Origin of the sequence: Streptacidiphilus sp. MAP5-3, from assembly GCF_041262505.1 — a bacterium.
Taxonomy (GTDB): domain Bacteria; phylum Actinomycetota; class Actinomycetes; order Streptomycetales; family Streptomycetaceae; genus Streptacidiphilus.
The window spans coordinates 1-12,461 of the sequence record NZ_JBGCCL010000005.1 but is presented as its reverse complement, the minus strand read 5'-3'; the positions used below and the strand labels follow the sequence as shown (position 1 = coordinate 12,461).

The following is a 12,461-nucleotide window of genomic DNA, read 5'->3' as shown; positions in this document are numbered from 1 at the left end:
GGGCGGGGCTGTCGTCGGTGGTGCGGCGGGTGGTCAGGTCACCGGACAGATGGCGCTGGACATGCGACCGAGGTCGACGTGAAGTCGACCTACCAAGGCAGTTCCAGCACCAGACATGGCAAGAGCGTCGCATGCCGATCTTTCTGGCGTCCACCACTATCCATTATGTGGACTTGGATGTCCTGAAAGCTGAGATTTGACTCCGGGCACGGTGGCCCCGGGGTGCCGATCTGTCCTCGAGGGTGCCGAATCGACGATCTGCGAGACGGATCGTTCCAGCATGTGGACTTTTCATCGGCCCTGTCGCGGCGGACCAGGCGGATGGCGCACCCGCACCGCTCCGATCAGGGGCGTTCGGGCCGATAGGTTGGACATGTGCAACCGGCAGGCGAATCCTCACCCAAGGCACGGCATCGGGCCCGTGACAACCGGCGTGCCGGACGGCGACGCTCCGGTCCCTCCTATCGTGCCATCGCCTGGAAGCTGATCAAGGACACCACCACGATCTGCATCGAGTACCGGGTCACCGGACTCGCCGCCGAGGTCGCCTTCTTCACGCTGATGTCGGTGCCGCCGCTGCTGCTCTCCATCGCGGGCACGCTCGGCTACCTGAGCCAGAGCGTGATCGCCAAGCTGGAGGCGGACATCCTCCGCATCGCCGGGACCTTCCTGGCCCCGAGCTCCGTGCACCAGACGGTGCTCCCGTTGCTCCACAGCGTCTTCAGCGGTGGGCGGCCGGACCTGATCTCGATCGGCTTCCTGCTGGCACTGTGGTCCGGCTCGCGTGCGCTCTATGTCTTTGTCGACACCGTCACGATCATGTACGGGCTGGAGGACCAACGCGGAATCGTGCACACCCGCCTGCTCTCGCTCGGCCTGTACGTGGTGGCGCTGATCGCGGGGACGGTCATCGGACCGGTGGTGATCGCCGGGCCGGACCAGCTGGTGCGTTGGTTCCCGGCCACGACGGGTGTGGTGCACGCGCTCTACTGGCCCGGCGCGATCCTGCTCTCCGTCTGCTTCATGACCACGCTCTACCACGTGGCGGTGCCGGTGCGGACGGCGTGGAAGGAGGACGTGCCCGGGGCGATAGTCGCGCTGATCGTCTTCTTCGTCTGCAGCATCTTCCTCCGGCTCTACCTGGTCCACTCGGTCGAGGGCCCGACCGTCTACAGCTCGCTGGCCGCGCCGATCGCGGTGCTGCTCTGGATCGGCGTCACCGCCCTCGCGGTGCTGATCGGCGCGGCCATGAACGCCGCCATCGACCAGATGTGGCCGACCCGCGAGACCGAGCAGGCCCGCGCCGCCGCCGAGCAGGCCCGCGAGGACGCGGCCCTCGAAGTGATACGGCGCGCCGAGGCGCGACGCACGGCCACCCGCAACCGCGCCGCCTACCCGCCGCCTCCGCCCGAGGAGGGCGGCGAACCCGAGGCGCCGGCCGAGTACCCGGAGCGCTGGGCGGACTTCCTGCCCCCGAGCGCGCTCAAGCGCCGCCTCCAGAGCAAGAGCGAGCCGCGCCGCCGCTACCCGTCGCCCTTTGACGACCAGCAAGACTCGAACGAGTGATCGGCGGCTAAATCGGTGGCGCCGCACCCACGCCGTCGCTAGCGTCGGCACCAGAAGCGCAGGACCACAACCAGCGCAGGACCACAACAAGCCGAGGAGGTGAGGACGTTGATGACCATCGCGCACTCTCCGCAGTTCATCACCGCACCCACCCTTCGAAGGGCTTCTCGTCTTGTCCTCTTCTCAGTCCTCCTCGCGGCCCCGTCCATACGCCGCTGAGGCCCACCCCCTCGCCCGCTACGGCTGGGACGACGTCTGGCAGGCGGAGTTCGACGCTGTCGTTCCTGGCGAACCCGGCCTGCTACCGGGTCGTGTCGCCCGTGTCGACCGCGGGCTCTGCGACGTGATCACCGCCCGGGGCGTGCTCCGCGCCGACACCGCGCTGGTCACCCCGCGCGATCCGGTCCGGATCGTCTGCACCGGCGACTGGGCGGTCGTCGCCCACGGCCAAGGCGCGGTCGGCGACCTGGTGCGCTGCCTGCTGCCGCGCCGCAGCACGGTGATCCGCTCGGGCGCGTCCAAGCGCTCCGAGGGCCAGGTGCTGGCCGCCAACGTCGACACCGCCGTGATCGCCGTCTCGCTCGCCGTCGAGCCCGACCTCGGCCGGATCGAGCGGTTCCTCACCCTCGCCTGGGAGAGCGGCGCCGTGCCGCTCGTCGTGCTGACCAAGGCGGACACCGCACCGGACGCCGAACAGATCAGGGACGACGTGGCACGCGTCGCCCCCGGCGTCGAGGTGCTGGTCGTCAGCGCCCTCACCGGCGCGGGCACGGCTGAGCTGGCCGCCCGCCTGGGCGGCACCACGGTGCTGCTCGGCCAGTCCGGTGTCGGCAAGTCGACCCTGGCCAACGCGCTGACCGGTGTCGACGCGATGGACGTCCGCGCGATCGGCGTCGACGGCAAGGGCCGACACACCACCACGACCCGCGAACTGCTGCCGCTGCCCGGCGGCGGCGTGCTGATCGACACCCCCGGCCTGCGCGGCGTCGGCGTGATGGACGCCGCCGCCGGGCTGCAGCAGGTCTTCGCCGACATCGACGAGTTGGCCGGAGGATGCCGCTTCGCCGACTGCGGCCATCTCGGCGAGCCCGGCTGCGCGGTCCAACAGGCCCTGGACGACGGCGAGCTGAGTCACCGACGCCTGGAGAGCTACCGCAAGCTGCTGCGCGAGAACCGGTGGATGGCCTCCCGCACCGACGCCCGGGCACGCGCCGAGCTGTCCCGGATCTGGCGGGAGCGCGGCAAGCTCGCCAAGGAGGCGCGGGAGGCCCGTGACCGGCGCGAAAGGGTCAGCAGGCGCAGGCAATTCCCGAGCGCGGAGCGGTGAGCGGGTCGACCTGGTTGCGGACGAGCTCGCCTGCGCCCGTCTCCGTGTCGAAGCCCTCACGGACCCAGTACTCGTAGCCGCCGATCATCTCCTTGACCGGATAGCCGAGCCGGGCGAAGGCCAGCGCGGCCCGGGTTGCCCCGTTGCAGCCCGGGCCCCAGCAGTAGGTGACGACCGTCAGCGAGCGGTCCACCAGGGTCGGCGCCAGCTCGGCGATGCGGGCGGTCGGCAGGTGGACCGCGCCGGGGATGTGTCCCTGCGCCCAGGCCTCGTCGCTGCGGGAGTCGATCACGACGAGCCCCGGCACGCCGGCCTCCAGGTCGGCGTGCACGTCGGAGACGTCCGCCTCGAAGGCGAGCCGGGCGGCGTAGTGAGCGGCGGCGACATCCGGCTCGGCGGCGGGGACACGCAGGACGGCACTGTCGGTCATCGTCGTCTCAATCTCCTGGTCCAGCGGCTTGCTCGCCGCGCTGGCTGCGCTTGCTGTGCTTACTGCGACGACCTCATCCTTTCGGGACGGCGAGATCCGGGCGAGTGGCAAGAACGCCGCCGAGCATCAAGATCCTGCCAGACGAGGCCACGTGGAGCCGCGCAGGTCCGTGCGTCACTGCCATGTCCGATTCCCGCCAGTCCGAGCCCCGCCGATGCCGCAGACTGGAAGGCGTGATGATGGAAGAAGAGGCCTGCTACCGGGCGGTGAGCAGCAGGGACGCCCGCCACGACGGCGTGTTCTACACGGCCGTGCGGACCACCGGTATCTACTGTCGCCCCAGTTGCCCGGCCCGGACGCCGAAACGCGAGAACATCACCTTCTACCCGACCGCTGCCGCCGCCCAGGGCGCCGGATACCGCGCCTGCCGCCGCTGCCGCCCGGACATCGCCCCCGGCTCGCCGGAGTGGAACCTCCGCGCCGACCTGGTCGGCCGGGCGATGCGGCTGATCGGTGACGGCGTCGTCGACCGCGACGGCGTCGCCGGACTCGCGGCGCGCCTCGGCTACAGCGAGCGGCACCTCTCCCGCGAGCTGCACGCCGAACTCGGCGCCGGTCCACTGGCGTTGGCCCGCACCCAGCGTGCCCAGACCGCGCGTCTGCTGCTGCAGACGACCGACCTCGGGGCCACCGAGGTCGCCTTCGCGGCCGGGTTCGCCAGCGTGCGGCAGTTCAACGACACCATCCGCGAGGTCTACGCGATGACCCCCACGGAGCTGCGCGCACGGCAGGGCCGACGGACCACGGAGCGCGGCGTGATACCGCTGCGGCTGGCACACCGTCAGCCCTTCGACGCGGAGGCGGTCTTCGACTTCCTCGCGCTGCGTGCGGTGCCGGGCGTCGAGGAGATCACCCACGGACCGCACGGCCGCAGCTACCGGCGCACGCTCGCGCTTCCCGGCGGCCCCGCCGTCGCCGAGGTGGACGAGCCCGACCGGCCGCAGGGTTGGCTCGACGCCCGGCTGCAGCTGACCAGCCTGCGCGACCTGACCACGGGCGTGCAGCGCCTGCGCGCGCTGTTCGACCTGGACGCCGACCCGGTCGCCGTCGCCGAGGTGCTCGGGGCGGACCGCCACCTCGCGCCGCTGGTCGCCAAGCGTCCGGGCCTGCGTTCGCCGGGGCACATCGACCCGCACGAACTGGCGGTGCGCGCGGTCCTCGGACAGCAGGTCACCGTCGCGGCGGCACGTACGCTCGCGGGTCGTCTGGCCGAGCGGTACGGCGCGCCGCTGCCGACCGCCAGCGGCGGCCTGACCAGGCTCTTTCCGACCGCTGCCGCGCTGGCCGAGGCCGACCCGGCCGATCTGGCGATGCCCGCCGCGCGCCAACGCGCGCTGCGCGGCCTGTGCGCGGCCCTAGCCGACGGCAGCGTCCGGCTCGACCCGGGCGTGGACCGTGACGAGGCGGGCGCGGCACTGCTCGCCCTCCCGGGCATCGGCCCGTGGACGGTCAGCTACATCCGGATGCGCGCCCTCGCCGACCCGGACGCGTACCTGCCCACCGACATCGGCGTGCGTCACGGCCTGCGCGCGGCGGCCGGCGGCGACGCAGCCGGTGCCGGAGCCGGAGACGCCGTCGCGGACGCCGACCCGGACGCCTGGCGTCCGTGGCGCTCCTACGCCGTCCACCACCTCTGGGCGGCGGCGAGTGAGGCGCAGTACGAGGCCCGGAACAAGGCGAAGCGCTCTCCCACGAACCGCACCAACACGAAGACAGGGACCCCGAAGTGATGACCCGCTACACGACCATGGACTCCCCGCTCGGCGTGCTGCAGCTGACCGCCGACGACGAAGGACGGCTGACCTCCCTCTACGCCCCGACGCAGAAGGGCAAGGACGTCCGCCCCGACCCCGCGTGGACTCCCGACCCCGAGAACCTGGCGTCAGCGGTGGCGCAGCTGACCGAGTACTTCGCCGGTGAGCGCAAGGAGTTCGACCTGCGATTGGCGCCCGTCGGCACCGAGTTCCGGCAGCGCGTCTGGCAGGCGCTCGACGACATCCCCTATGGCGCGACGGTCACCTACAAGGAGTTGACGGCGGCGGCCGGGCTTCCGCCGACGTCGGTGCGGGCAGTTGCGGGCGCGGTGGGCGCCAACCCGTTGCTGATCCTGCGTCCGTGCCACCGGGTGGTGGGCAGCGACGGCTCGTTGACCGGCTTCGCGGCCGGACTCGAAGCCAAGCAGGCGTTGCTCGCGTTGGAGCAGTAGCAAGCGCCTTCGCACCTTCGCACCTTCGCGCCCTTCGGAACTGGAAACGGCGCTACGCGGGACCCTCCGGGCCCTCGCCGAGCGCCGTCGCCAGCCGTTCCAGCCCGTCCAACGCGCTCAGTACCGCCGCGCTGTCCTCCGGGGCGATCGCGGCGAGTGCCGTGGCCAGGCGCCGCTCGTGGGCGCGCTGCCAGTCGGAGAGTTGGCGGTGTCCGGCCTCCGTCAGCGCGATCCGTGCGGTGCGGCGGTCGCCCGGGTCGGCCTGCCGGTCGACGAAGCCGGCCTCCAGCATCTTGCCGACCAGCCCGCTCACCGTGTTCGGCGCCAGCCGTTGCCGCGCGGCCAGTTCGCCCACGCGCAACGGCCCCATGGCCAGCGTCTGCAGGAGTTCGACCTGCGCCATCGGCAGGGATTCCCATGGGTACTCGGTGCGGATGCTGCTGCGCAGGGCACGACGCAGCCGAGTGACCGCATCGGTGAGGCGCTGGACCTGGCCGGGATCGAGGACGTTCGGATCGGCGGGTTCTGGCATGGCGAGATCCTAACGGGCGGCTCCGACGAAACGAGCCACCCAGTACTACCGAGCCACCCAGTACTACCGGGCTACCCAGCCCTTCTCGTAGGCCTGCCAGCCCAGCTGCATCCGTGTGGTCACGCCGGTCAGCACCATCAGCCGCTGCACCCGGCGCTGGACCGTGCGCAGGCCCAGGTCCAGCTGCTTGGCCACGCTGGCGTCGGTCAGCCCGGCCAGCAGCAGCGAGAGGATCTGCAGATCCGTCTGGTCCGGCTGGTCGCCCTCGTCGTCGACGGGCAGTTCGCCGTCCGAGGAGAACCGCACCGGAACCGCCTGCTGCCAGCAGAGTTCGAACAGTCCGATCAGTGCTTCCAGCAGCCCCGGAGCGCGGACCAGCAGCGCCGCCGGTTCGCCGGGCGATCCCAGCGTGCGCAGCGGCACCATGGCCAGGCCGCGGTCCGCGACGATCAGCTTGGTGGGCACGGTCTCCGCGATGCGCACCTGTTGGCCCCGGCCGAGCGCCAGGGCCATCTGCTCCATGACCTGGCCCTCCGCCAACGTGGCCCGGGAGAGCACGGTCCGGTGGGTCACCCCGCGGGCGACCGCCACCGACTCGACCATGTTCTCCTCCGGCCGCACCGCGACGGGGGCGTCGGTGACCAGGGCCATGAGCTCCTCCGCGGCGCCGAGTTGGATCTGCTCGAAGCGGTGCCGGACCGCTGAGACGCCGGAGACCACCTCGACCAGGTCGGCCACGCCGTTGGCCGCGCCGCCGGTGCGCCGGTACTCGTCCGCGAGTGACTCCACCGCCCGCTCGGCCTCGTGCAGTTCGTGACGGCGCTGGGACAGCGCGGGCGCCAGCGCGATGGTGGGCGGCGCGGCGACATAGTGGTCACCGAGGGCGGCGGAGACGGCGGCGAGGCCGTTGGACTCCAGCCCGGCCAGCGCGTTCTCGACGAGTGGCAGCGGGAGTGCGAGCCGCTCGGCGAGCGTGCCCGGGGTGGCCGCACCGAGTGCCAGCAGCGCTCGGTAGACGTGCTCGGCGCGCTCGTTCAGCCCGAAGAGTTCCAGCATGCGTGGGTCGCCTCGTCCCTTCCTCTCCTCCCCCTGCCACAACGTGATCATCATGCCTGTTCCGAGCGTGTGCGCGGTAGTCGAGGGGTAGGCGAAGAGGCGGTCGAACGGAATGGCAGTCGGGTCGGGTGATTGTCCGGATATTCCGTTCGGTTGCTCCGGACGTGGGCTGATTCGTCGGTTCCCCGCATGGATCCGGGCCCCCGCATGGACAATGGCCTCGATCCCGGAGGCACTTCTGGCACCGGAGGGAGCGGCAGGATGACCGAGCGACGCGACCAGGGCGCGCCGAGCCCCACGGCTCAGGCGGAGGACGCCTGGTGGGCCGCCGTCTACGCACGCGACGCCGACGCGCCGGAAACGGCCCGCGCCGGGTCGGTCGACGACTGGTTCGCCTCCGCGCTCGGCGCGATGGGCGCGGCCGAGGAGGGCGACGCGGGCGAGGACGCGCCGGTGCCGGACGTCCCGACTCCGCCGGACCTGCCCGACGTCGGTGACGTCCCGGACATCCCGGACGTGCCCGAACAGCCGGACCTGCCCGAGGGCCCCGATCTCCCGGACGTCTCACCCGACGCACGCCAGGCACACGATGCACACCAGGTATACGACGCATACGAGGTCCGCGACGTATACGACGTGCGCGACGCGTACCTCACGGAGGAGCCCAACGACCGGCGTCCGTCCCCGCCGCGCGTCCCCGATCCACGGGTGATCGCGCCGCGCGCCGAGCCCGACAGTACGGTGGACAGCGCGGCCGGCGCGGACAGCGCGCCTGAGACCCCGCCCACCGCCGCACCCCCGATGCCGCCCCGACCACCCCTGCCGCGCTCCGAGCCGGACCCGTCCCGGCTGGCGGCTCCCGGCCCGGAGGCCGACCCCGAGGCTGACCCGACCGTCAACCCCGCGTCGCCCGCGCCAGGTTCGGCGTCCCGGTCGGCGTCCGGGCCGGCGTCCCGATCGTCATCGCAGTCGGCGTCCACGCCGATCCGGTTGGCCAAGAAGCCCGAGCGCGCCACCGTCCCGACGCCGACCGTGCCCGACGGCATCGCCGCGCGCTGGGGGAGGAGCCGACCTGGCACGACCGCGCTGCCCGAGCCGGACTCGCTGCCCGAGGCAGACCCGGACGCAATCGGCGCGGTGGTCCCGGACACGGCCCTGGAGCTGGCCCGGCACGGCAGTGTGACGCTGCGTGCGGCCAGTGCCCGTGGCGAGCAGGCCCGCGGGCTGGGGCTGCCGCGCACGGACCGGCTGTTGGTGGCGCGCTTCGGTCAGGGCGTCGGGGGACTGCTGGTGGCCGTGGTCTCCAGTGGCTCGGGCGGCGCACAGCAGGCCGCTCACGTGCTGGCGGCGGCCGTCGGGCGCAGCCGCGCGGGCCTGCTGGCGGACCTGCGCGAGGGCGCCCAGGAGCAACTGCGGTACGGCCTCCAGCGACTGACGGCACGCGCCGCACGCGAGCTCGGCCCGGACGGCGCGGTGCACGCGTTGATCGCACCGCTCGACCCGACCAACCGGCTCCGCGCCGGTTTCGGCACCGGCCCCGGCGCGCTGCTGCTGCTCGGCGACGACGCCTGGTACGACGCCTACGCGGGGCGTCGACTCGGGGTGGGCGACGCGGAGGTCGAGGGCGCGCCGGTGGAACAGCCGGACCGGTTCCGGTTCCGCGCGGTGGTGCCGGAGCCCGGTGACGTGCTGCTGCTCTGCTCCGAGGGCCTGGCCGCTCCGCTGCGCGCGGAGGCGGCGGTCGCCGGGCTGCTGGCCGAGCACTGGTCGCAGCCGCACGCGCCGGGCGGCGTCGACTTCCTCCGCCAGCTCCAGGCCCGCGCGCAGGGCCACACGGCGGACCGCACGGCCGTGGCGGTCTGGGAGGACTGAGTCCGACTGAGGCTGACCGCCGGTCAGGCCTCGGGCTTGCGGAACATCACGGTCGCGGTGTCCTTCTTGGGCGCGTCGTCAGCGGGGACGGCGTCCTGCGGGACCGCGTCCTGAGGCTGGACGTCCGGCTCTGCGGCGTCCTTGGACAGGGCGACGAGCGGCGTCGTCGGACGGTCCACGCGGACCGGCTGCGGCTCCGGCTCCGGCGCCGATACCGGCTGCGACTGCGGCTGCGCAGGCTCCTTTGTCAGCTCCACCGCCGGCTCAGCCTGCGCCTGCGCCTGCGCCTGCGCCTGCACCGGAGCCACGGCCTGGGCCGGGACGACCGGCGTGTACTGCCGTGCGGCGTCCTTCGGAGCGATGTACGCGGGGGGCATGCCCGACTCCGCGTAGGCGGCGTACGGCGCCTGCATCGGGGCGGCGTAGGGGTGGCCGATGCCGGGGCCCTGGAGGATCCGGACCTGCTGCATCGAGGTGACCTTGCGGATCATCACCACGGCCAGCACGGTCGCCGCGATCGCGCACAGGTCGACCAGCCCGACGAATCCGAACTCGACAACCAGGGTGCCGACCGAGGCCCCAGGGTTCTCCCACGAGGTGGCGGAGCCGACCCGCTCCACCCAGAACACCTGCGCCACGCAGAAGGTTAGCCACCACCACGTCACCAGGTAGGTGTTCGGGCGGCGCATGGTCGGGACCTGCTGCAGCGGGACGGCCGCGCGCCAGATGCCACCGGCCACGAGACGGGGCAGCACCAGGAAGGCGAGCGGGACGAACCAGCCGCCGATCGCCCATCCGGCGCTGAGCGCCTGCCGACCCGGGGCCAGGATCTCCGACAGCCTGGCCGACTTGAAGAACCAGATGATGAAGAGGACGCCTGCCGCGAGGTTGGCCAGGGCGCTCAGGAAGACCAGCACGGCCGAGGCCGTGTTCGCGGCGTTGAGGGCGGACAGGTTGGCCCCGCTGGTGTCCAGGGCCGTCTTGGCCACCGTGAACGACCAGATGTTGAACCCGAAGCCGAGCAGCGCGAGCAGCCCGTTGATCACTATCAACACCTGCGCCGCGATGCCGATCCCGACGGGAGCGGTCGGCGCGATGAGCGCGGGCTGCGCGAAGTAGCCGCCGTAGGACTGGGGCGTGTGGCCCGCGATGTAGCCGCAGTTGGGGCAGCGACCGGCGAAGTCGAGGCTAGCGGCGGAACAGGTCGGGCAGAGCACGGGAGTTCCCCCTGGATCGATCCGCGCTCGGCTGCGCGCGGCTGGCGGCTGCTGATGGTATTGGACACGGGCAACCCTCGTCCATGCGTGTGGGTCAAGCCCCCGTGCGTGGACGAACCATGGCGGGTCAGCCGGAAACGGCTGTTCCGGGCAGCAGCAGCGAGTCCCGCAGGAAAGCGTCGACGTGCTCCAGGGCCTCCGTGCGGCCGGTGCCGGGCAGGCCGACGACGACCGAGGTGCCGAAGCCGTCCAGCAGCGCACTCAACAGCACGGCGAACCGGTCCGGTTCGACCGCGCGGAACTCACCGGCGTCCACGCCCGCCCGCAGCAGCGCGACCAGGTCCGCCCGCCAGGCCGCCTCGATCTCCGCCTGACCGGACCGGATCTCCTCACTCGCCTGGGACCGGCCCCAGACCTCGATCCACAGCGTCCAGCGCGGATCGCCCGGGCCGGTCGGCAGGTAGAGCGCGCAGAAGTCACGCAGGCGCTCGGCGGCGTTGCCGTCTTCGGCGAGCACGGCGAGCACGGCGAGCACGGCGACGCGTCGTTCGCCGAGCTGCGCCTCGCTCCAGCGCAGCGTCTCCAGCAGCAACTGGTCCTTGCTGCCGAAGTAGTAGAGCAGGTGACCGCCGCTCATCCCGAGCTCCTTGCCGAGCCCGGCCATGGTCAACCCGGCCAGGCCCTGGGCGGCGATCGACGTCATGGCTGCGGCGAACACCTCCTCCCGGGGCCTGGCCGGCCTGCGTGTGGCCATCGTCAGACCTTGGGCTGCTGCTGGGTGATGCAGTGGATGCCACCGCCGTTGGCGAAGATCTCGCGTGCGTCGACGAGCTCGACCTTGCGCTCGGGGAAGATCCGGGCGAAGACCTCGGCCGCCGCCTGGTCACGCGGGTCGTCGAAGGCGCACAGCACCACGGCGCCGTTGCACAGGTAGTGGTTGATGTAGGAGTAGTCGACCGGCTCGCCGTCCTCCTCGAAGAGGACGGTCGGCGCCTGCAGCTCGATGACCTCCAGCTGACGGCCCTTGGCGTCGGTCGAGGCGCGCAGCAGCGCCGCGATCTCCTTGGTGACCTCGTGGTCCGGGTGCGCCGGGTCCGGCTGGCTGTGGACGACCACGGTGCCCGGACGCAGGAAGGCGGCGACGATGTCGATGTGGCCGCGGGTGCCGAAGCGCTGGTAGTCGCGGGTCAGGCCGCGCGGCACCCAGATCGCCTTGGTGGTGCCGAGGAACGCGTGGATCTCCGCCTCGACCTGCTCGCGCGTCCAGTCGCTGTTGCGGCCCTCGCCCAGCTGCACGGTGTCGGTGAGCAGCACGGTGCCCTCACCGTCGACATGGATGCCGCCGCCCTCGTTGATCAGCCGCGAGGCGAACCGCTGAACACCCGTCAGCTCGACGACGTGCTCGGCGACGTGCTGGTCGTTCTCCCAGCTGGCCCACTCCTGCGCGCCCCAGCCGTTGAAGATCCAGTCGGCGGCGGCCAGGGTGCCCTTGCCGTCCGTCAGGAAGGTCGGGCCGATGTCGCGCATCCACGCGTCGTCCAGCGGGCGCTCGACGATCTCGACCTCGGGGGAGACGTAGCCGCGCGCGGCCTCGGCCTCACCGGTGTTGACGACCAGGGTGACCGGCTCGTAGCGGACGATCGTGTTGGCCACGCTCGCCCAGGCCTGGCGGGCCAGGTGGAGCTCGTCGCCGACGAAGGTCTCGTTGGAGGTGGGGAAGGCCATCCAGGTGCGGTCGTGCGGCGCCCACTCGGCGGGCATGGCGAAACCGGCGGCGGCGGGAGTCTGCGCGGCGGCAGCCGCTGCGGGGTTGGACGTCATGGGGGTGGGCTCCTGATGCGCTGGGAGATCAGAGGCTGTGCTGATCTGGAGGCTGTTCTGCTTCAGAGGAAGTAGAGGCGGCTGAGGGTGACGGTGTCGGCGGGGTGGCTGTGGAGGGGGTTGCCGTCGAGGGTGACGGTGCCGGTGGTGGGGTTGACGTCGACGGTGCCGAGGCGGTGGTTGCGGAGCATGTCGGCGGGGCCGATGCCGCGGGTGTGCTTGACGGGGACGCGGCGGCGGCGGGTGGGCATCTGGTCGCCGTTGGTGACGGCGGCTGCGGCGACGAAGGCGACGGAGATGTCGGCGGCGGTGGCGCCGTGGGCGCCGAACTGGGGGCCCAGGACGAGGGGTTCGCAGCGGTCGGTGGAGGCGTT

Annotated in this window: 12 protein-coding genes and 1 pseudogene; 5 read left to right on the top strand and 8 right to left on the bottom strand. The window is 72.3% G+C overall.

Annotation, left to right across the window (positions count from 1 at the left end):
- Window positions 1-33 precede the first annotated feature (33 nt).
- Complete coding sequence (locus ABH928_RS10175) at window positions 34-117, bottom strand: putative leader peptide (RefSeq protein ID WP_332262522.1); 84 nt, start codon at window positions 115-117, stop codon at window positions 34-36.
- 258 nt (window positions 118-375) lie between these two features.
- Between ABH928_RS10175 and ABH928_RS10170 the strand changes: the two genes are divergently transcribed.
- Both ABH928_RS10170 and rsgA read left to right on the top strand, forming a co-directional pair.
- The gene (locus tag ABH928_RS10170) at window positions 376-1,566 is read left to right on the top strand and encodes a YihY/virulence factor BrkB family protein (RefSeq protein ID WP_370064456.1); all 1,191 of its coding nucleotides are present in this window, start codon (window positions 376-378) and stop codon (window positions 1,564-1,566) included.
- Window positions 1,567-1,738: 172 nt separating this feature from the next.
- Complete coding sequence (rsgA, locus tag ABH928_RS10165) at window positions 1,739-2,893, top strand: ribosome small subunit-dependent GTPase A (RefSeq protein ID WP_370064455.1); 1,155 nt, start codon at window positions 1,739-1,741, stop codon at window positions 2,891-2,893.
- On the opposite strand, the gene ABH928_RS10160 is transcribed toward rsgA, so the two are convergent.
- Entirely contained in the window at window positions 2,856-3,323 is a 468-nt protein-coding gene (locus ABH928_RS10160) for a rhodanese-like domain-containing protein (protein ID WP_370064454.1), read from the bottom strand. The two genes, rsgA and ABH928_RS10160, sit on opposite strands and share 38 nt — an antisense overlap.
- 236 nt (window positions 3,324-3,559) lie before the next feature.
- Here ABH928_RS10160 and ABH928_RS10155 point away from each other — a divergent pair, with 236 nt between their 5' ends.
- Window positions 3,560-5,113: an AlkA N-terminal domain-containing protein gene (locus tag ABH928_RS10155; RefSeq protein WP_370064998.1), complete on the top strand. Its 1,554-nt coding sequence runs from the start codon at window positions 3,560-3,562 to the stop codon at window positions 5,111-5,113.
- Window positions 5,113-5,589: a methylated-DNA--[protein]-cysteine S-methyltransferase gene (locus tag ABH928_RS10150; RefSeq protein WP_370064453.1), complete on the top strand. Its 477-nt coding sequence runs from the start codon at window positions 5,113-5,115 to the stop codon at window positions 5,587-5,589. The genes ABH928_RS10155 and ABH928_RS10150 overlap by 1 nt, the downstream gene beginning before the upstream one ends.
- 52 nt (window positions 5,590-5,641) lie before the next feature.
- Here ABH928_RS10150 and ABH928_RS10145 read toward each other — a convergent pair whose 3' ends face one another.
- Both ABH928_RS10145 and ABH928_RS10140 read right to left on the bottom strand, forming a co-directional pair.
- Window positions 5,642-6,121, bottom strand: coding sequence for a MarR family winged helix-turn-helix transcriptional regulator (locus ABH928_RS10145; RefSeq protein WP_370064451.1), 480 nt, complete (start codon window positions 6,119-6,121; stop codon window positions 5,642-5,644).
- A 63-nt stretch (window positions 6,122-6,184) separates the two neighbouring features.
- Window positions 6,185-7,177, bottom strand: a complete 993-nt coding sequence (locus ABH928_RS10140; RefSeq protein ID WP_370064449.1) for a helix-turn-helix domain-containing protein — start codon at window positions 7,175-7,177, stop codon at window positions 6,185-6,187.
- A gap of 261 nt (window positions 7,178-7,438) precedes the next feature.
- On the opposite strand from ABH928_RS10140, the gene ABH928_RS10135 reads away from it, so the two are divergent.
- Window positions 7,439-9,049, top strand: a complete 1,611-nt coding sequence (locus tag ABH928_RS10135; RefSeq protein ID WP_370064447.1) for a hypothetical protein — start codon at window positions 7,439-7,441, stop codon at window positions 9,047-9,049.
- Window positions 9,050-9,072: 23 nt separating this feature from the next.
- Here ABH928_RS10135 and ABH928_RS10130 read toward each other — a convergent pair whose 3' ends face one another.
- The 4 genes and pseudogenes from ABH928_RS10130 to ABH928_RS10115 all read right to left on the bottom strand — a co-directional run.
- Window positions 9,073-10,266: a DUF4328 domain-containing protein gene (locus ABH928_RS10130; RefSeq protein ID WP_370064445.1), complete on the bottom strand. Its 1,194-nt coding sequence runs from the start codon at window positions 10,264-10,266 to the stop codon at window positions 9,073-9,075.
- 127 nt (window positions 10,267-10,393) lie between these two features.
- Complete coding sequence (locus ABH928_RS10125; protein ID WP_370064443.1) at window positions 10,394-11,020, bottom strand: TetR family transcriptional regulator C-terminal domain-containing protein; 627 nt, start codon at window positions 11,018-11,020, stop codon at window positions 10,394-10,396.
- 2 nt (window positions 11,021-11,022) lie between these two features.
- Window positions 11,023-12,087 carry an agmatine/peptidylarginine deiminase gene (locus ABH928_RS10120; RefSeq protein ID WP_370064441.1) on the bottom strand — a complete coding sequence of 355 codons (1,065 nt, stop codon included), beginning with the start codon at window positions 12,085-12,087 and terminating at the stop codon, window positions 11,023-11,025.
- Window positions 12,088-12,149: 62 nt separating this feature from the next.
- Window positions 12,150-12,461: pseudogene (locus ABH928_RS10115) on the bottom strand (urease subunit alpha); the annotation flags it as partial.